The sequence below is a fragment of the Burkholderia sp. Ac-20344 genome, assembly GCF_017104975.1.
Taxonomy (GTDB): domain Bacteria; phylum Pseudomonadota; class Gammaproteobacteria; order Burkholderiales; family Burkholderiaceae; genus Burkholderia.
The window spans coordinates 1-19,247 of sequence record NZ_JAAGPP010000157.1 but is presented as its reverse complement, the minus strand read 5'-3'; the positions used below and the strand labels follow the sequence as shown (position 1 = coordinate 19,247).

Below are 19,247 nucleotides of genomic sequence, written 5' to 3'. Positions count from 1 at the left end.
GAGCCCCATCGCCGGGTCGCTGACCGAGTGACGGCCGGTTTCGACGCGGCCGGCGACGCGGCGCGAGAAGCTCGCGTCGCTGTCCGCGGTGACGATGAAGTCGTACCAGTGGCCGGTCGAGTCGAGCGTCCAGTGCAGTTCGGCCTGGTCGCCAGCGCGCACGGCGACCGTCCACGTGGTACCGGTCCCGTGATCGTGGCCATGGCCCGGGCCGTTGCCATCCTCGTTGCCATGGCCGTGACCGCGGTCGTCGTTTCCGCCGCGGCCGGGCAGCGGCCCGTAGACCTGGTTCGACTTCACGGTGAAGCGCACCGTGCCGCCGCCGTGGTTGCGCAGCCGCAGGTGGAGGTTGCCGCTCGCGCCCGCATAGCCGACGCGAACTTCCGGATCGGGTGCGCGTGCACCGGCGAGGCGGCTCAGGTCGCCGGTGAAGCGGCGGTGGTAGCCGTTCGGGCCCAGCACCCACAGGTCATATTTACCGCCATTGTCGGCGCGCGCGGCCCAGTCGCCGTGCAGCGTCCTGCCCGGTTCGACGATGTAGCGCTGCGGCAGGCGGTCGAGGTGCAGCTTGTCGTAGACGTGAAACACGGCGGCGGCGCGGCCCGTGTTCGCGAATTTCAGCGTGACCGTGCCGTTGCCGGCATCGGCACGCGCGCTCGCATGCAGCTCATAGGGCAGCGCGCGCGACGGGCGCACACCGGTGGCCTGCGCGGGCAGCGACGGCGCGGCCGGCGGCACGATCTTCGGCGCGGCCTGCTGCGCGGCGCTCAGCGCGTCGACCTGGCTTTTCGTCGTATGGCCCGCGAGCGTCGGCAGCGGTTCGTTGTTCGGCGAGTGGAAGTTGAACGCGCTCGTCAGGTCGCCGCACACCGCGCGGCGGTACGCGCTGATCTGCGGCTCCGCGACGCCGAAGCGCTTTTCGAGGAAGAGCAGCGTCGACGTATGGTCGAACACCTGCGAGTTGACCCAGCCGCCGCGGCTCCACGGCGACACGACCCACATCGGCACGCGCGGGCCCGGGCCGTACGGGCGGCCGTCGATCGCCGGCTGGCTCGACGTGGCCGGCGTGAAGTCGTGGTACTCGGCGGCGACGTCGGCATCCCGCAGCGTATGGCCGCCCGCGAGCGTGCCGTCGGCGTTGCGTGACGGCACGGCCGGCGACGGCACGTGGTCGAAGAAACCGTCGTTCTCGTCGTAGTTGACCAGCAGCACGGTTTTGCTCCACACCTCCGGGTTCGCCGTCAGCGCATCGAGCACGGCCTGCACGTACCAGCCGCCCTGTGCAGGGCTCGACGGCCCCGGGTGCTCGCTGTACACGGACGGCGGGATGATCCACGACACCTCGGGCAGCGTGCCGTTGCGGATGTCGTCGCGGAACGATTCGAGGAAGCCGTACGGCATCGTGTTGCCGAACCCCTTCGCGAGCGGGCTCAGCGGATCGTCGATCGCCGGATCGTAGAACGCGCCGGCCGCCGTCACGGGCTGCGTGATGTCCGTCGACGCGACGTACGCCGGCTGGCGCGCGGGCGGCATCTGCTCGATCGCCGCGCGCCAGTGGCGGAAGCTCATCATCTCGTTGCAGCCGAAGTTGTCGATCAGGCTCTGGTAGACCTTCCAGTTCACGCCGGCCTGCTGCAGCCGGTCGGCGTAGGTAGTCCAGGTCCAGCCCTGGCTCGACGGGCCGATGTCGTTGCCGCCGTTGAACTGGTTGTTCAGCGCGGCGATCTTCACGCGGCTGCCGTCGGCCGGGCTGATGCCGTTCGGGCCGTTGGTGCCGCTCCAGTAGAACAGGCGGTTCGCGATCGTGCCCGTGTGCATCCCGCAGTGGTAGTGGTCGCACAGCGTGAACGCATCGGCGAGCGCGCGCTGGAACGGCACTTCCGCCGCGTCGTAGTAGCCCATCGACAGCGGCGTCTTCGCGTCGGGCCAGCGGTTCATCCGGCCGTGGTCCCACGCGGCCTGCGCATCGGCCCACGTGTGCGGCGTGCCGCCCGCGCGCTGCGCGTTGCCCTGGCTCGCGTCGAGGTGATATGGCGCGACGGTGGTGGCGGGCGTTTGCTTCGTGTACGTCTGGTAGAACACGTTGCGGCCGTTCGGCGACGGCACCGCAAAGCGGTCGCCATAGCCGCGCACACCCTTGAACGTGCCGAAGTAGCTGTCGAATCCGCGGTTCTCCATCATCAGCAGCACGACGTGCTTGACGTCCTTGATGGTCCCCGTTTCGTGAAACGCGGGAATCGCGAGCGCACGGCGGATGCTCGGTGGAAACGCGGACAGCGCGGCGGCGGCGAGGCCGGAAGTGGCGGTCTGCTGAAGGAATTTACGGCGTGACGTCATGGCGTTCGGGTCCTGTGATGATGGGAGCGTTCGTGACTTCGTCTGGTGGCGCCCGTGCATCGCCCCCCTGGGACGATTCGCGCGGCGTGTGCGTTCGAGTGCATCGGCCGCGCGTGGCGGAGGTGCGCGCATCGCACGCGATGCGTGGTGTCGCGCGGAGGCGTTGGCCGTTGCCGCGATCCTGCGCGCCGCGCGCGCGTGATGCGCGGGGCGGGACGTCGGCACACGTCGGCCCGGCGCATGCCGGGTTGGGCGGCGCCCAGTCTAGAGAGACGACGTGACGTCGACGTGATGAAGAGATGACATTGCATGTCGCGCGCGCGTGACGTTGCGTGCGCAACGATTGAGCTCGAGGCGATGTGTGACGGAAGCGAGTCAGGAATGACCGATTGCCGTTTGCGGGGTCGGTCAGATTTTCCCTGCTCTCGGCGGGAGAGGCGTGATCGCGTGTCGTTGCAGGTGCAACGGCATCGCGCGACGCCGATGTTTCGAATGCGTGAAATCGGATAAGCTCGATCCGTTGCTGCGTACGTGCGCAGCCCGCGCGACTGGCGCGACTTTTCGGAACCGGCCCACCCATGACCGACATCAAGATCCGGCACAGCGAGACGCACGACGTCGACGCGATCCGGCAGATCGCCGCGCATCCCGCGGTGTACGCGAATACGTTGCAGCATCCGTTTCCGTCACTCGAGAAATGGCAGACACGGCTCGAACGCGTGCGCGAGCAGGGCGTGAGCCTCGTCGCCGAGATCGACGGCGTAGTGGTCGGCCATCTCGGCCTGCATCCCGAACCGAATCCGCGCCGGGGCCATGCGGCAGGGCTCGGCATGATGGTCGACGCGGCGCGTCACGGGCGCGGCGTCGGTAGCCGGTTGCTCGCGGCCGCGATCGATCTCGCGGAAAACTGGCTGAACATCACGCGTCTCGAGCTGACCGTGTTCACCGACAACCGCGCGGCGATCGCACTCTACGAGAAGCACGGCTTCCGGATCGAGGGCGAATCGCCGGGCTATGCATTGCGCGACGGCGTGCACGCATCCGTGTATCACATGGCGCGGCTCAAGGCGCAGCAATGAGCGGCTGGCCGACGCGCATGTGGCAGCACGCGCGGCCGCGATGCCGCACGTCATATTGATTCGAGAATTCGTTCGTTTTCCGCCGGCCGTGCCCGTCGTATCGTCGAAGGATTTGCCGGCCGCCTCGGCCGGCGTGCGCTTTTCCGTAACGATCATGTGCAGCGTTGCACGCCGGCAGCCTTCATCGTCATCGCTTCATGGCTGTCGCTTCACAGCCATCGCTTCGCGCGCCGCACCTTCCCGCAACCGTCTCTTTCAACGGACCCGCTTCGATGAAAACCGCTCTCCGGAATCTGACTGCCGCCTGCCTGTTTGCCGTCGCGGGCGCGGCGTTTGCCGCTGCCACGCCCACGGGCGCCCCGGCGGCGAGCGCGTCGCCCGACGGCGCGCACCTGCCGCCGGGCATTGCGTGGCAGCACGGCGACGTCGACGCCGCCTTCGCGCTGGCGAAGCGCACCGGCAAGCCGCTGCTGCTCTACTGGGGCGCGGTGTGGTGCCCGTCGTGCAACCAGGTGAAGTCGACGATCTTCAGCCAGCAGGCATTCAAGACCCGCTCGTCGTTCTTCGTGCCCGTGTATCTCGACGGCGATACCGAAAGCGCGCAGAAGCTCGGCGAGCGTTTCAAGGTGCACGGCTATCCGACGATGATCCTGTTCCGTCCCGACGGCACCGAAGTGACGCGGCTGCCGGGCGAAGCCGATCTCGATCGCTACATGCAGGCGCTGTCGCTCGGGATGACGGCCGCGCATCCGGTGCGGCAGACGCTTGCGACCGCGCTGAAGAATGGCGCGTCGCTGACGCCGGACGAATGGCGCCTGCTGGCCGACTATTCGTGGGATACCGACGGCGCGCTGCCGGTGCCGGCCGATCGCGTCGCCGAGACGCTGCAGTCGCTCGCGCAACGCGCGCGCGCGGCCGGCGCGAAGGCCGAATCGGCGCGCTTCGCGCTGAAGTCGGCCGTGGTCGCCGCGTCCGACGATCCGACGCAGGCCGGCGCGCTCGACAAGGCGGCGCTTGCCGATTCGCTGCGCACGGTGCTGCAGGATCCCGCCTTGTCGCGGGCCGATTCGGACGTGCTGGTCGCGGCGCCCGCGCGCGTGGTCGCGTATCTCGGTGGCGGCGACGACGCGCAGCGCGCGAAATTGCGCGGCGCGTATGACACGGCGCTCGCGCGCCTGTCGACCGATACCACGCTGTCGTCGATCGACCGGCTGATGGCGCTGCATGGCCGCGTGCTGCTCGCGCGCGGCGATGCGCGCAAGGGCGCACCGCTTGCCGCGCCGGCGCTGGCCGACACGGCGCGCAAACAGATCGCCGCGTCGGTGCAGGGCGCCGCGAATGCATACGAGCGGCAGGCGCTCGTCAGCGAAGGCGCGGACACGCTGACCGACGCGGGGCTGTACGACGAGTCGGATGCGTTGCTGAAGGCCGAGCTGCCGCGTTCGTCCACGCCGTACTACTTCATGTCCGGGCTGGCCGCGAATGCGAAGGCGCGCGGCGACAAGGCCGCGGCGCTCGACTGGTACCGCAAGGCATACGACGCGGCGAGCGGGCCGGCGACGAAGCTGCGCTGGGGCGCGACCTATCTTGCGAATGCGGTCGAACTGGCGCCGGACGACGCGGCGCGTATCGAAGGGATTGCCGCGAGCGTGCTCGCCCAGGCCGACAAGACGCGCGATGCGTTCTACGGCGCGAACCTGCGCGCGTTGACCAAGGTCGTCACGCAGTTGAACCGCTGGCGCGGCAGCGGCGCGCACGACGCATCGGTCAGGTCGATCGCGAAGCAGTTCGACGGCATCTGTGGGAAACTGCCCGCCGGCGATCCGCAGGCAAGTGCCTGCGCGCGGCTGATCCAGCCGGTCAAGGCATAGATCCGGTGGCACTGCGTGGGCTTTCGGGATGCCGGCCGGCGTTTTTCCCGATACCCACGAGACCACCGACTTCATGCCCCACCTGACGCTCGAATATTCCGCGAACCTCGACGGGTTCGACGCCGGCGCGACCCTGCGCGCGCTCAATGCCGCGCTTGCCGCATCCGGCCATTTCAACGAGCTCGACATCAAGAGCCGCGCGCTGCGGTTCGATACATTCGCGGTCGGCACGTCGCCGGCGCCGCGCGCGTTCGTCCATGCGAAGCTCGCGGTGCTGAGCGGCCGGACGACTGACGCCAAGCGCGCATTCTCGGAGCAGGTGCTGGCGGAATTGAAGCGGCACGTCGTCGCGCCGCCCGGTACGCACCTGCAGCTGTGCGCGGAAATACTGGAACTGGAGCGCGAGTCCTACGCGAAAGCGAGCATCGAGCCACACTGACCGGGCAGGGTGCGATGCGCTGCGCGGGCCGGGAATGTGGCGCTGGCGCAAGCGCAGCCCGCGGGTTCGATACCGGACTATTGGCCCGCGGAGTACGCGCCGCGATTGCCGTAGCCGGCGCCCGCAGCCCGCGGCGCACCCTGCTGCCGGGCGATCTTCGCTTCGGCGGCCTGGATGCTGGCCGGGTAGAACCAGTCGCTCGGCTGGAAGCCGGCCTTTCTCAGTGCGACCACTTCAGAATGAACTTCGGCGCGCGTGAGCGGCGGGTTGGCTTGCGCGTGCGCGGCGAGGGGAGCGGCGAATGCGGCAGCAAGGGCGATGGTGCGGATGAGCGGGTTCATGAGCGGATACCTCCAGGTTTTCGACGGTGCCGGTTGCATACGGTGACCGTCGAAAGCAGTGTAGGCCTCGCCCGGCATGCGAAAAATGCCGCCGCGCCCAACGTAGTGTTCTGCTGTAGACAACAATGAGCTCGCCGGCGAGCGCGCCCGGACGGCGTCCGGCAAAGGAGGGGGAGAGCGGGGGAGAAGCCGGCCGCAGCGACGCGGCCGGCGGGCGGCGGCCCGGAGACGGGCCGCCGCGGGGGGTTACACGAGCCCCGTCGTGTAGTACACGGCGATCACGAAGAACACCGCGAGCGTCTTGATGATCGTGACCGCGAAGATGTCGCGATACGACTGGCGGTGCGTGAGGCCCGTGACCGCGAGCAGCGTGATCACCGCGCCGTTGTGCGGCAGCGTGTCCATGCCGCCGCTCGCCATCGCGACGACCCGGTGCAGCACGTCCATCGGGATGTTCGCGGCCTGCGCGCCCTTGATGAACAGGTCCGACATCGCGGCGAGCGCGATGCTCATGCCGCCCGACGCCGAGCCCGTGATGCCGGCGAGCGAGCTGACCGACACGGCCGCGTTGACGAGCGGGTTCGGAATGCTCTTCAGTGCATCGCCGACGACGAGAAAGCCCGGCAGTGCGGCGATCACGCCGCCGAAGCCGTATTCGGACGCCGTGTTCATCGCGGCGAGCAGCGCGCCGCCCACCGCCGCCTTCGACCCGGCCGCGAAGTGTTCGCTGACACGCTTGAACGCGGTGGCGATGACGAGCAGGATGCCGAGCAGCAGCGCGGCCTCCACCGACCAGATCGCGACGACCGTCTTGATCGACGTCGTCACCGGCGTATGCACGCCCGGCAGCACGTCGGGCGCGACCGTGTACGACGCGGCGCCGTACCACGTCGGGATCAGCTTGGTGAGCGCGAAGTTCGACACACCGACGAGGATCAGCGGCAGGATCGCGAGGAACGGGCTCGGCAGCGAATCGGCCGCGACGCGCTCCGGCTCGTTGACGAGCGACGTGCCGTAGCCTTCGCCCTTCGCCATCGCCGAACGGCGGCGCCATTCGAGATACGAGAGGCCGACGACGATGATGAACAGCGAGCCGATCGTGCCGAGCGCCGGGGCGGCCCAGGCGGTCGTCTTGAAGAACGTGGTCGGGATGATGTTCTGGATCTGCGGCGTGCCGGGCAGCGAATCCATCGTGAACGAGAACGCGCCGAGCGCGATCGCGCCGGGCATCAGCCGCTTCGGAATGTTGCTCTGGCGGTACAGCTCGGCCGCGAACGGATAGACCGCGAACACCACGACGAACAGCGACACGCCGCCATAGGTGAGCAGCGCGCACACGGCGACGATCACTGCATTCGCGCGCGAGCGGCCGATGTAGCGGATTGCCGCATGGACGATCGACTCGGAGAAGCCCGACAGTTCGATCACCTTGCCGAACACGGCGCCGAGCATGAATACCGGGAAATACAGTTTGACGAAGCCGACCATCTTCTCCATGAAGATGCCGGAGAAGACCGGTGCGACGGCCGCTGGCTCGGTCATCAGGACCGCGCCGAGCGCGGCGATCGGCGCGAACAGGATCACGCTGTAGCCGCGGTACGCGGCGAACATCAGAAACGCCAGCGCGGCGAGGACGATCACGAAAGACAAGGGAGTCTCCTAATGGCTTTGGTTGTTGTTCGATCGCGCGACGCGCCGCCGCGGACCGGCTCAGGTTCGTGCAGGTTTCGTGCCATCGGCCGGATTGCGCCGCCGGACGTGGATCCGCCGGAGACCGGCGGGCCCGCGCCGGTCATCGTCTGACGATTCTACATAAAACGTCTCCATCCGGAGACGAAATGGCCGTCCGGCCAGCCCGTGAAATCGGGCAAGGCTTTCCTGGACAACGCATCGCGGCGTGTCTCCGGAGTGAGATAATCCGTCTCGTTCCGGAGACAGCCGGCCGAAAATACACGGAGACGAAGACACGATGATGAACGACTGGGCCCGCCTGCCCGTCAACTATGGCGACGTGCTGCGGCGTGCCGCCGAGTCGCTGTTCCGGACCTTCGAGGATTCGAGCGCGGGCACGGTGGTCGTCGATCGCGATGCGCGCGTCGTGTGGATGAACGAGCGGTACGCGGCGCGCTTCGGTTTCGCCGATCCGCAGCAGGCCGTCGGCCTCGACTGCGAGACCGTGATCCCGAACAGCCTGATGCGCGAGGTCGTGTCGACCGGGCAGCCGATCCTGCTCGACATCATGGAGACGGGCCGCGAGCCGCTCGTCGTCACGCGCCTGCCGCTGAAGAACGAGGCCGGCGAGACGGTCGGCGCGATCGGCTTCGCGCTGTTCGACCAGTTGAAGACGCTCACGCCGATCTTTTCCCGCTACGCGCAGCTTCAGCAGCAGCTGATCGCGACGCAGCGTTCGCTCGCGCAGGCGCGCCGCGCGAAATACACGTTCGCGAGCTTCGTCGGCACGAGCGCCGCGAGTCTCGAAACCAAGCGCCAGGCGCGCCGCGCCGCGCAGGTCGATTCGCCGGTGCTGCTGCTCGGCGAGACGGGCACCGGCAAGGAACTGCTCGCACATGCGATCCATGCGGCGTCGGCGCGTGCGCTCCAGCCGCTCGTGACCGTCAACGTCGCCGCGATTCCCGACACGCTGCTCGAAACCGAATTCTTCGGCGCGGCGCCCGGTGCGTACACGGGCGCCGACCGCAAGGGGCGCGTCGGCAAGTTCGAGCTGGCCGATCGCGGCACGCTGTTTCTCGACGAGATCGGCGACATGCCGCTGCCGCTGCAGGGCAAGCTGCTGCGCGTGCTGCAGGACAAGGAATTCGAGCCGGTCGGCTCGAACCGGATCGTGCGCGCGGACGTCCGGATCATCGCGGCCACGAGCGCCGACCTGCCGGCGCTGGTCGCGGCCGGGCGTTTTCGCGCGGATCTCTATTACCGGCTGAACGTGCTGACGATCCACGCGCCGCCGCTGCGCGAGCGTGCGTCCGACATTGCGGCGCTCGTCTACGCCACGCTCGAGGAGCTGGCTGCGCAGCACGGGCGCGCCGCCCATTGCGAGCTGACCGACGATGCGCTGCGGATGCTGTGTGCGTATCCGTGGCCGGGCAACGTGCGCGAGTTGCGCAATACGCTCGAACGCGCGCTGATGCTGTCGGACCGGTCGGTGATCGATGCGCGTGCGCTCGCGCCGTTTCTTGGGCCGATGCGCGTATCGACGGACGGCGCGGCCTCGGCGCAGCCGATGGTCGTGCAGCCGATCGAGCGGCGCGCGGGCGACGTGCCTGCTGCGCCGGCCGCTTCGTATGCCGATGCATTGGCGGCGTGGGAGCGCCAGTTCCTGACCGATGCGCTGGCGGCCTGCGACGGGAAGGTGGTGGACGCGGCCGCGCGCATCGGGATCGGCCGCGCGACGCTGTACAAGAAGCTGGCGGCGCTGGGCATCGACCGGTAGGCCGATCGGCAAAGCCGATGCGCCCGGGCGTGACGCATCGAACAGGAGATCACGATGAAACGGATCGGCATCGGAGGATGGCTGACGATGTTGCTGGCGACTTCCGCGTTCGCGCAATCCGGCGATGCCGACGCGCCCGAGGCGCGGCGCAACTGGTACAACGATCCGTTCATCGCGCTGTCGCGGGACGTGGCCGAATGCCCGTTGCCGCTCGGCCCGTGGATGACCCGGGCCGAGATGTCGGACGACGCGCATTACCGCGCCGAACGCGGTACGACCTGCTGGCTCGCGCACCGCTGCACGAAGCCGAACTCTTATATGTATGACGCACCGATCGCCGACGCCGTGAAGGCGCACTTCGCCGGCTCCGATCGGCTGCATGGCACGAGCCTGTGGATCACCGTGCAGCGGCGTTTCATTTACGTCGAAGGATGCGCCGATACGGCGTTCGATCGGCAGGCGTTGCAACGCGAACTCGAGGCGCTTCCGGACGTCGAGCAGGTTTTCGTTCGCATCACCGACGATCCGCGCAGGCGCTTGCCGTACAAGGCGCGCGGGCAACCGGGCCGCACGCCGAACTGACGGCGGAAGGGCCGCGCATGGCATACTCGCGACATTCAAAAAAAGGTTGACGGGAACAACAATGAAACACATGCTTGCGTCGGTCTGTCGGCGGCCTCGGGCGGCCGTCGTGTTGGCTCTGGTTGCGGGGCTCGGCGGGTGCGGCGGCAGCGCGCCGCTGTTCACTTCGGACGGGCGTCCGACCACACAGGTGCAATGCACCGGCCGCGACTGGAGCAATTGCACGGACAATGCCCGGGCGATCTGCAACGGGGATTTCGACGTGCTTCAGCAATCGAGCGATGACACCACGCGAAATCTTCTCTTCGCGTGCAAGAAGAAGAGCGGTTATTGATTCCGAGATAACCGGCTGAGGAGACACGATCGGGCGAAGCGCTTTTCTGTTGGCTGAGAGTCATCCATTTTTCACGAATAACACTCACGGAGTCCCATCGATATGGCGACCTACAGGCAACTGACCGCGCAGCTCGAACGGCTTCAGCAAAAGATCGACAAGGAACGCGAAAAGGCGATTGCCGATGCGATTGCCGATATCCGCGCGAAAATCGAGGAATACGACATTACGCCGGAAGAGCTCGGGTTTCGTCCGGCAGGAGCAGCCGCTGCCAGTGCGAAGCCGAAGCGCACGTCGCCGCCGAAATACCTGAATCCGAAGACGGGCGAAACGTGGAGTGGCCGAGGGCGATCGCCGACGTGGCTCGGCAAGAATCGCGCGCGTTTCCTGATCAAGGACTGACTCCCGAAAAACCTCACCTTTCGCGTGCTGACTGACGGTGCGAACGGCCATGCGGCCGTCGCACCGTTTTGTTTTTGTGCATTCCCGGCGCGATTCCCGACGGCGTATTGAACTGCGACGCCGCGCGATCAACGGATCCCGTTTTGCGAATTCGCTGCGATTCGACGGCATATCGCGGTGAATTCCGGTAAACAGCGCTGCAATTGCGCAGCACATGCGCATTGGCCTGCGCCATTCTCGCGGTGCACGCGCGCTGCGAATTCCGATCACCTTTCGCGTGCTTGCGCGCCGCGCCGTGCAATTCCCGAAGATACTCACCATGGCTCCTGTAAATCCTCACCTTTGACGAAGCGGACGCAGCGTTGCGCCGCGTCGCATGCGTGCGCCGCGTGCGCCGAGCGAATGTGCACGGCCGGCGCGCGGCGATGGCTTCCGTGCTCGTGTTGCAGGCCCATGGTGCGGGTGTTGACGCGTGTCGAACAGTCGGCCGTTCGGCATATAGGCAGCCGCATGCGCTTCGCCTATGCTTGGGGTTCGCGTCGATCGGCGTATGGCCTGTCCGTGCCGCATGCCGATCGGGTCGTCTTTCGTTACCGCAGGGAGCCGATGTGACCGTTCGCCATCTCGATGCGTTGTTCCAGCCCAAGTCCGTTGCCGTCGTCGGCGCGTCGTCGCGCGCGGGCAGTATCGGCGCGATGGTGTGGTCGCGCGTGCTCGACGGTGCATTCCAGGGGCCCGTGTGGCCCGTCAATCCGAAGTATCGCGACCTGCACGGGCATGCGGTCGTCTCCGATGTCGACCGGTTGCCCGCGCCGCCGTCGGTTGCCGTGATCTGCACGCCACCCGCGACCTGGGCCGGCATCGTGCGCAAGCTCGGCGAGCTCGGCACGCGCGTCGCGGTGATCGTCGGCGAGGCGCGCACGGACGCCGATCGCGCCGCGCTCGATCGCACCCTGAAGGCGGCGAAGCCGTTCGTGCTCCGTATCGTCGGGCCCGGCAGCCTCGGCGTGCTGTCGCCCGCACGGCATGCGCATTTCGGCGCGCCGGCCTATACGGCGCGATCGGGCGGCGTTGCATGGGTGTCGCAATCGAATGCGCTGACGAACGCGGTGCTCGGCTGGGCCGATGCGCGGGGCCTCGGCTTTTCGCATGTCGTCGCGCTAGGCGGCGAGTCCGACGTCGATGCGGGCGACGTGCTCGACTATCTCGCGAGCGATCCCGGCACGCGCGCGATCCTGCTCGAACTCGATACCGTGCGCGCCGCGCGCAAGTTCATGTCGGCCGCGCGCGCGGCCGCACGCAACAAGCCGGTGCTCGCATTGCGCACCGGCCGCGCCGATCCCGGCGACGCGCTCTATACGGCGGCATTCCAGCGCGCGGGGATGGTGCGTGTCGATGCGCTCGACGATCTGCTCGACGAGATCGAGACGCTCGGCGTCGGCCGCGTCGCGGCGCGCGGCGCGGCCACGCTCGTGACGAGCGACGCAGGCGTCGCGAAGCTCGCGGTCGATGCGGTGGCCGAGGTGCGCGACGTGCTGGCCGACTGGTCGCCCGCGGTCACGTCGGCCGTGTCGGCCGCGCTGCCGCATCTCGCGTCGCCCGGCAATCCGCTGACGCTGGGCGACGATGCGCGCCCCGAACATTTTGCCGCGGCAATCAAGGCACTTGCACCGTTCCCGCAAACGGGCACGCTGTTCGTCGTCCATTCGACTTCCCACAGCGCGCCGGCCGATGCGGTTGCGCACACGCTGATCGAGGCGCGGCAGTACGCGCATCGCGGCATCCTCGCGTGTTTCTTCGGCGCGGTCGACGCGGCGACGCGCGATGCACTGCACGCGAACGGCATTCCCGTGCACACCACGCCGCAGCGGCTCGCACGCGCGTATGCGCGTCTCGTCGACTACAACCTCGGGCGGCAACTGCTGATGCAAACGCCCGAGGGCACGCCGCCGCAGCCGGCCGAGTGCGTTGCATCCGCGCAGGCCGACGCGCGCCGGATGGTCGAAGCCGGCCAGCACGAGCTGACCGGTGACGCCGCGCTGCACTGGCTGTCCTGTTTCGGCCTGCAGGGCGAGCAGGCCGTCGAGCCGGCCGGCACGAAAGTCGTCGATGTCACCGTCGACATGTACGACGATTCGAACTTCGGCCCGGTGTTTCGCTATGCCGTGCCGCCTGCGGATGGCGTATCGGCGCCGTTCGTCGTCTATGGCCTGCCGCCGCTGAACACCGTGCTCGCACGCGCGGTGATGGAGCGTTCGCCGTATGCGCGCAGCACGCCCATCGAGCCGACGCTCGACGCGTTGACGGCGCTGTCGCAGGTCGTCTGCGACGTGCGCGAAGTCGTTGCGATGTCGGTCACGCTGCGCGTGTTGTCCGACCGCGCACGGGTGATCGCGCCGCGCATCACGCTGGCCGCGGGGCGCAGCCGGCTCGCGATCATGCCGTATCCGCGCCACCTCGAACAGACGCTCGAGTGGCGCGGCGAGACGGTGACGATCCGCCCGATCCGTCCGGAAGACGAGGCCGCGCACAACGAACTGCTCGGCGCGATGACACCGGACGATCTGCGGATGCGTTTCTTCGGCGCGGTGCGCAGCTTCGATCATTCGCAGGTGGCGCGCATGACGCAGATCGATTACGACCGTGAGATGGCCTTTATCGTGTCGTTCACCGATGTGTCGGGGCGCGACCACACGCTTGCGGTCGTGCGCGCTGTGGCGGATCCCGACAACGAGACGGCGGAGTTCGCGATCGCGGTGCGACCCGATCAGAAGGGCAAGGGGCTGGGCCGGCTGATGATGGCCCGGATCATCGAATACGCGCGCTCGCGCGGAACCGCTTGGATGGTCGGCGAGGCGCTGCGCGAGAACTCGGCAATGATCTCGCTTGCGAAATCGTGCGGTTTTGCCGTGTCGACGACGGAGGAGCCCGGCGTCGTGGGCTTCAGGATGAAGCTGCAGCCGTAGCGTCTGCCGGCTGCCCGCCGCGCGGAGACGTTGCATGCAGTCGATGCCCCCGGCCTCTCGGTACGTTGCGGATGTTTCCCGTCACGCATGCGGCGTATTCGAACCTGTCTCTCGAGCGAAGCAACCGCGAACGTGTCGGCGCCTGTTCGCAACGGAAATATCGACGCTCATATGGCACCGCGAGACGCGTATCGCTTGCCCGCAATATCCGTCCCGCGTCGCTGTTTTCCGCAAGGTGTCCGTACGCATTTACCGCCGCATCCTACCCTCGAAAATTCCAAGTTACCCAAAAGGTGAGATTTTTCGGGAGCTGCGGGTGAGCTTCTCCGGGAAGGTAGGGGTGAGCCGATACGGGAGCACTCGGTGAGCCTTCGCGGGAGTGGCCGGTGAGACTCTGCGGGAGGCGTCGGTGAGCCTTTCCGGGGCGCATTGGTGAGGGTCTGCGGGAAGTGTCGGTGAGGACATCCGGGAGGCTTCGGTGAGCGTCTCCAGGAGCGTTGGTGAGCTTTTTCGGGAGGCGTCGGTGAGCGCTTGCGGGACGCCAGGGTGAGACTTTTCGGGAGCGTCCGGACGCACGGTTCCCGCAAGCGCAGCGCCGGCCAGGGCCGGCGTCACGCAGGGGGCGGGCACGCATGAACCGTGCCCGTGGCTACATTCAGGCAGTGAGTTTCGACGTCGCGTCGTTCACCTGGTCGCGCGAAATCGCGAGTTCCTCGAGGTGCGGATCGGCATAGACGGCGCCGGTTTCGCGTTCGAGGCGGGCGATCGTCAGTGCGCAGCGCGCAGTGTCCTTCGGCATCGCGATGAAGCGCTTGACCGATTCGCCCGACGTGAATGCTTCGAACAGCGCGCCGCGCACGTCGTCCGGGAGCGTCTTGGTCCACTGGTACGGCTTGCCGTTGAACGTGATCGACGGCGGCAGCGTGCGTTCCTTCTTGGTCGCCGTGATGAGCCCGTAGGTGCGGGCCGCGTCGCCGATCTGCTCGGGCGAGAAGAGTTCGTCGGGCGTGATGTCGAACTGCTCGATGTAGTTCTCGATCGCCTGCATTGCGGTGGCACGGTCGTCGCGCTTCTTCTGCGCGCGCGCGACGATTTCGCGCAGCTCGTCCGCCTCTTCGGGCGTGATCGTGAAGCTTGCCTGCTTCTGCTGAAGTTCGGAGAAACGCTGGAATTCTTGATCGTTCAGAAGTTTGGCCATGACATCCATCGGACACGACGGCCGCGACAACCGGCCGCCGTAGTTTTTGAGAGGGCCGCTATTTTAGCGTAGCGCCGTGGACGCACGATATGGCACCGTGCGTCGCGCGGTGCGCCGGTGTTGCGCGCGACCGGGACCGACGCGATTGCGCCGTACCCGGTGCGGGGCGCCGAGCCTGCGCGTCAGCAAGTCTCGTCGCGGCACATCGACAGATGGGCGACCGTCTCGCGCAACCCTTCGACGACCGTGTCGACGGACGGCGCCATGTGCGCATCGATCCGGCGCATGTACGGGCAGGTCAGCACCGCGATCGCATGGCCGGACGGCCCGAGGATCGGCGCAGTCAGGTCGGTCACGCCGTACGCCTGGCGGCTGTCCTGGCGCAGGTAGCCGGCCTGCCGGATGGACTGGCACGCATACGCGAGTTCCTGCTCGTTCAGCGGCGCTTCGCCCTTGACCCTGCGGTGCTCGGCGAGCATGTGCGTGCGTTGCTCGGTGCCCTGGAACGCCAGCATCACGCGCCCCGATGCCGTATCGGCGAGCCCGATGCGCGAGCCGAGCCGGACCGACACGCCCCACGGGCCGGGCCCGTCGACCTGCGCGATCACGAGCAGGCTGCCGCGATCGTAGACGGACAGGTGGCACGACTGCTCGGAGGCGTCGGCGAAGCGCTGCATCGGCGGCAAGGCTTCGGCGATCAGCCGGCTCATCGGCGGGTGCCGGTGCGCGAGCGCGAACAGCTTGAGGCTGAGCGTGTAGCGGTCGCCGCCGGTCGAGCGCATCACGTAGCGGCGCGCGACGAGGCGTTCGAGCATCCGGTAGATCTCGCTTGCGTTACGGCCGAGTTCCTTCGTGATTTCGGTGCGGGTGAGGCCTTCTTTCTGCTCCGACAGGAGTTCGAGAATGTCGAGACCCTTGTCGAGTGCCGGTGCGCGATAGCGGTCGATTGCGCCCATCGATTCCCGTGCGTCGCAGCCGGGAAGCAGGTCGTTGGTTGTTTGCATTGTCGATGTGAGGTTGGGGATGGCCGTCGATCGATTGGCGACGCACGCTGACCAATTCTGCAACTCGCTTGTTTCGAGCCCGCGTGTGGCGACGAACGCCATCCGTCTGAGCTTAACAACAAACATTTAGTGTGCAATGCAGCGTCTTTTTACCGATCATTACCGGATAAGAACGGATCAGTTCGCTTTCAGGATGACAGGGAAGCCCCGAATACCCGGTATTCACGACAGGTGGCACCGATTCAAGGTTTTCGAAAGGAAATTGGCGGGCAGCACCGCCCGCGATGCTGCGCCGCAGCGTCCGCGGGCGCACCAATAGTCGGTATCCGCCGCGCGTCATTTCACGGTGCGCGGCCGGTGGTACAAAGGCTGGCGGGCCAGCGACGGTGCGGCCGCGCGTGAAGCCGGCCGGTACGGGCCGGACCATGTCGCGGGTGCCGGGCCGTCGTCGCCGATGCGCAGGCCGGCGGCTGCCCGTTCGATGCGCGCCGTACCTCCGTGCGACGCCACGATCGCTGCGCCCGCGCGACCCTCGCGCGTCGAACGGCATGCCGGATGTGGCGCCGGCGCGCGCAATCGACGATCGACAATCAGTCCGGCGCGCGGCCGCGAAGGGCCGCGTCGGCCGGTATCCTGTCCCATTCGACAACAGAGGTTGAGCACGATGAAACTGCTTCGCTATGGCCCGTCCGGCCAGGAAAAGCCCGGTATTCTCGACGCGGACGGCCGGATTCGCGACCTGTCCGCGCATGTGCCGGATCTGTCCGGCGATGTGCTGTCCGACGCGGGTCTCGCGCGGTTGCGCGCGATCGATCCGGCCACGCTGCCGCTCGTGTCGGGCGAGCCGCGCATCGGCGCGTGCGTCGGGCATGTCGGCAAGTTCATCGGCATCGGCCTGAACTACGCCGATCACGCGGCCGAAGCCGGCATGGCGGTGCCGAAGGAGCCGGTCGTGTTCGGCAAGTGGACGAGCTCGATCTGCGGCCCGAACGATGGCATCGACATCCCGAAGGGTTCGGTCAAGACGGACTGGGAAGTCGAGCTGGGTGTCGTGATCGGCGCGATCTGCAAGGACGTCGACGAATCGCGCGCGCTCGATTACGTCGCGGGCTACTGCGTTGTCAACGACGTGTCCGAGCGCGAATGGCAGATCGAGCGCGGCGGCCAGTGGGACAAGGGCAAGGGCTTCGACACGTTCGGTCCGATCGGCCCGTGGCTCGTCACGCGCGACGAGGTGCCCGATCCGCAGCGCCTCGACCTGTGGCTCGAAATCGACGGCCACCGCTATCAGAACGGCAACACGCGCACGATGGTGTTCACCGTCGCGCAGCTGATCGCCTACCTGTCGCGCTGCATGACGCTGCAACCGGGCGACGTGATTACGACCGGCACGCCGCCGGGCGTCGGCATGGGCATCAAGCCGTCGCCGGTGTTCCTGAAGGCCGGCCAGACGGTGCGCCTCGGGGTCGAAGGCCTCGGCGAGCAACGGCAGCGCACGCGCGACGCGCGATAACCGCGCACCCGGCGATTCCGTCGAACGACCGCCGCCGGCGGTCGTCGGGCGCCGGATACCGGTGGTTCAAAAGCCAAGGGCCCGATTCCGCATCGCGCGGAATCGGGCCCTTGGCATATGGGTACGCGAGCGCGATCACACGACGTTGTCGAGTTCGCAATGCGCTTCCAGCCGATACCCGTCGGGATCGACGACGAACGCCGCGTAGTAGCCGGGGCCGTAGTGTTCGCGCTTGCCGGGCCCGCCGTTGTCCTGGCCGCCGTGCTCGAGCGCGGCACGGTAGAACGCGTCGACCTCGACGGGCGAAGCGGCCTTGAACGACAGGTGCAACCCCGAGTCGGGATCGGCTGCAACCGGGCGAGCCGCGTGCTGCAACCACAGCTCCGGCTCGGTCGTGCCGTACCCGATGGATCCGTCGTCGCTGTACAGCCGTTTGTAGCCGAGCGCGCCGAGCGTGCTGTCGTAGAACGCGCGGCTGCGGCCGATGTGTGCAACGCCGAACGAAAGGTGATCGATCATGTGGGGCTCCTTGGACTGAAGAGGGACGTCAGTGCGGCAAACCTGCTTATAACCACCATGCCAGCCGCTTGTAGCGGAGTGCGCCGAGTGTGTGGTCGTACAACGCGCGGCCGCGGTCGTTGTGGATAACGACGTACGAAAGACGATCGAACATCTGTGGCTCCTTGAACTGAGGCGGGTGTCAGTGCAGCAAACCTTTTTATAACTACCATGCTGGTTATGTTGGAAAGCGCCCGGATGCTTGTCAACCGGCATGACGGTTAGATACGATCGCGTCATGAGCAAAACGCAACCTTCCGTCACGATGGACTGCCTGATTCCAGCGCCGCCCGAAACCCTGGGCATCGATTTCGCGAACACGCTGTACTGGCGCGGCAGCGACCCGCCAACGGAAACCTTCGGCACGATGGGCGACCTGCTGGCGTGGTGCCGCGAGCAGGCGGGCGTGCCGGCCGGCCTGGCGGAAGCGTGCTGCGCGCGCGGAGAAGAAGAGGGGGAACCGGCGATGCTGGCGCGCGCGCTCGCATTGCGCGAGGCGCTGTATCGGCTCTTTCATGCGCAGGCGGAGCGATGCGAGCCGCAGGCCGACGATCTCGCGCTGCTCAGCGGTTTTTTGGCGGAAGCGTCACCGCGCGTCGCGCTGGCGCGTATCGACGGCGGCTATGCGTGGCGGATCGACGCGTCAGGCGCCACGCTCGCGAGGCTGCTGAGCCCCGTACTGTGGTCGGCGATCGACCTGCTCGGCGGTGCGCGGCTCGCGAAGGTCAAGCGTTGCGCGAACGACGCCTGCCAGTGGCTGTTCATCGACGACAGCAAGAACGGCAGCCGCCGCTGGTGTTCGATGTCGTCGTGCGGCAATCGCGCGAAGGCGTACCGCCACTATCACAAGGTCGACTGACGTACCTCTTCAGGCAACAGTGCGTCGGCGCGTCGAATCCGCCCTATTTCACCGACAACTTCCGCCACAGCGTCGTCTTGCTGATGCCGAGCATCGCGCATGCGCGGTCGCGGTCGCCGCCGCACGCGTCGAGTACCGCGCGGATCTCGTCGGCTTCCGCGCGACGGCGGCGCGCGTGCAGCGTCTGCGTATCGTCGGCGTCGGCCGCGTCGGGCGGCGCCGCGAACAACTCGGGTGCGATCGCCTGCAGCGCGTCGGGATCGAGCGGGCCGCACGCGGCGGCCGGATCGTTTTCATCGGCTTCCTCGGCCAGCTG

Annotated in this window: 17 protein-coding genes; 10 read left to right on the top strand and 7 right to left on the bottom strand. The window is 67.5% G+C overall.

The annotated features are described in order from the left end of the window. Positions 1–2,337, bottom strand: a 2,337-nt coding sequence (locus tag G3N64_RS32980; RefSeq protein WP_205787903.1) for a phospholipase C, phosphocholine-specific, incomplete at its 3' end; no start/stop codon positions are given. Positions 2,338–2,915: 578 nt separating this feature from the next. On the opposite strand from G3N64_RS32980, the gene G3N64_RS32975 reads away from it, so the two are divergent. The 3 genes from G3N64_RS32975 (at position 2,916) to G3N64_RS32965 (ending at position 5,726) form a co-directional block, all read left to right on the top strand. Beyond that, on the top strand, positions 2,916–3,416 hold the full coding sequence (locus G3N64_RS32975; protein ID WP_205787902.1) for a GNAT family N-acetyltransferase: 501 nt from the start codon (positions 2,916–2,918) through the stop codon (positions 3,414–3,416). Positions 3,417–3,688: 272 nt separating this feature from the next. Continuing rightward, on the top strand, positions 3,689–5,287 hold the full coding sequence (locus G3N64_RS32970; protein WP_205787901.1) for a thioredoxin family protein: 1,599 nt from the start codon (positions 3,689–3,691) through the stop codon (positions 5,285–5,287). 73 nt (positions 5,288–5,360) lie between these two features. After that, positions 5,361–5,726 (top strand): 5-carboxymethyl-2-hydroxymuconate Delta-isomerase, encoded by a 366-nt coding sequence (locus tag G3N64_RS32965; protein ID WP_205787900.1) that lies wholly within the window; start codon positions 5,361–5,363, stop codon positions 5,724–5,726. Between the two features lie 77 nt (positions 5,727–5,803). On the opposite strand, the gene G3N64_RS32960 is transcribed toward G3N64_RS32965, so the two are convergent. Together G3N64_RS32960 and G3N64_RS32955 are read right to left on the bottom strand one after the other, a co-directional pair. Further along, positions 5,804–6,067, bottom strand: coding sequence for a DUF4148 domain-containing protein (locus tag G3N64_RS32960; RefSeq protein ID WP_205787899.1), 264 nt, complete (start codon positions 6,065–6,067; stop codon positions 5,804–5,806). A gap of 246 nt (positions 6,068–6,313) precedes the next feature. Beyond that, positions 6,314–7,717, bottom strand: a complete 1,404-nt coding sequence (locus G3N64_RS32955) for a GntP family permease (RefSeq protein ID WP_205787898.1) — start codon at positions 7,715–7,717, stop codon at positions 6,314–6,316. A 319-nt stretch (positions 7,718–8,036) separates the two neighbouring features. Between G3N64_RS32955 and G3N64_RS32950 the strand changes: the two genes are divergently transcribed. From G3N64_RS32950 to G3N64_RS32930, 5 genes are all read left to right on the top strand, one after another. Next, the gene (locus G3N64_RS32950) at positions 8,037–9,515 is read left to right on the top strand and encodes a sigma 54-interacting transcriptional regulator (RefSeq protein WP_205787897.1); all 1,479 of its coding nucleotides are present in this window, start codon (positions 8,037–8,039) and stop codon (positions 9,513–9,515) included. A 54-nt stretch (positions 9,516–9,569) separates the two neighbouring features. Next, entirely contained in the window at positions 9,570–10,097 is a 528-nt protein-coding gene (locus G3N64_RS32945; protein ID WP_205787896.1) for a BON domain-containing protein, read from the top strand. A 61-nt stretch (positions 10,098–10,158) separates the two neighbouring features. Next, on the top strand, positions 10,159–10,431 hold the full coding sequence (locus tag G3N64_RS32940) for a hypothetical protein (protein ID WP_205787895.1): 273 nt from the start codon (positions 10,159–10,161) through the stop codon (positions 10,429–10,431). Between the two features lie 102 nt (positions 10,432–10,533). Next, on the top strand, positions 10,534–10,833 hold the full coding sequence (locus tag G3N64_RS32935; protein WP_205787894.1) for an H-NS histone family protein: 300 nt from the start codon (positions 10,534–10,536) through the stop codon (positions 10,831–10,833). 608 nt (positions 10,834–11,441) lie between these two features. Continuing rightward, positions 11,442–13,799, top strand: a complete 2,358-nt coding sequence (locus tag G3N64_RS32930; protein ID WP_205787893.1) for a GNAT family N-acetyltransferase — start codon at positions 11,442–11,444, stop codon at positions 13,797–13,799. A 655-nt stretch (positions 13,800–14,454) separates the two neighbouring features. Here G3N64_RS32930 and G3N64_RS32925 read toward each other — a convergent pair. Both G3N64_RS32925 and G3N64_RS32920 read right to left on the bottom strand, forming a co-directional pair. Further along, on the bottom strand, positions 14,455–15,006 hold the full coding sequence (locus tag G3N64_RS32925) for a hypothetical protein (protein ID WP_205787892.1): 552 nt from the start codon (positions 15,004–15,006) through the stop codon (positions 14,455–14,457). A 173-nt stretch (positions 15,007–15,179) separates the two neighbouring features. Continuing rightward, positions 15,180–16,001 (bottom strand): IclR family transcriptional regulator, encoded by an 822-nt coding sequence (locus tag G3N64_RS32920; protein ID WP_205787891.1) that lies wholly within the window; start codon positions 15,999–16,001, stop codon positions 15,180–15,182. Between the two features lie 664 nt (positions 16,002–16,665). Between G3N64_RS32920 and G3N64_RS32915 the strand changes: the two genes are divergently transcribed. Then, complete coding sequence (locus G3N64_RS32915; RefSeq protein WP_205787890.1) at positions 16,666–17,514, top strand: ureidoglycolate lyase; 849 nt, start codon at positions 16,666–16,668, stop codon at positions 17,512–17,514. Positions 17,515–17,649: 135 nt separating this feature from the next. Here the strand turns inward: G3N64_RS32915 and G3N64_RS32910 are convergent, their stop codons facing one another. Further along, the gene (locus tag G3N64_RS32910; protein ID WP_205787889.1) at positions 17,650–18,033 is read right to left on the bottom strand and encodes a VOC family protein; all 384 of its coding nucleotides are present in this window, start codon (positions 18,031–18,033) and stop codon (positions 17,650–17,652) included. Positions 18,034–18,310: 277 nt separating this feature from the next. Here G3N64_RS32910 and G3N64_RS32905 point away from each other — a divergent pair, with 277 nt between their 5' ends. Beyond that, positions 18,311–18,931 carry an ABATE domain-containing protein gene (locus G3N64_RS32905; RefSeq protein WP_241021326.1) on the top strand — a complete coding sequence of 207 codons (621 nt, stop codon included), beginning with the start codon at positions 18,311–18,313 and terminating at the stop codon, positions 18,929–18,931. 43 nt (positions 18,932–18,974) lie between these two features. Here G3N64_RS32905 and G3N64_RS32900 read toward each other — a convergent pair. Continuing rightward, the coding region (locus G3N64_RS32900) for a helix-turn-helix domain-containing protein (protein WP_277399149.1) at positions 18,975–19,247 on the bottom strand (273 nt) is incomplete at its 5' end.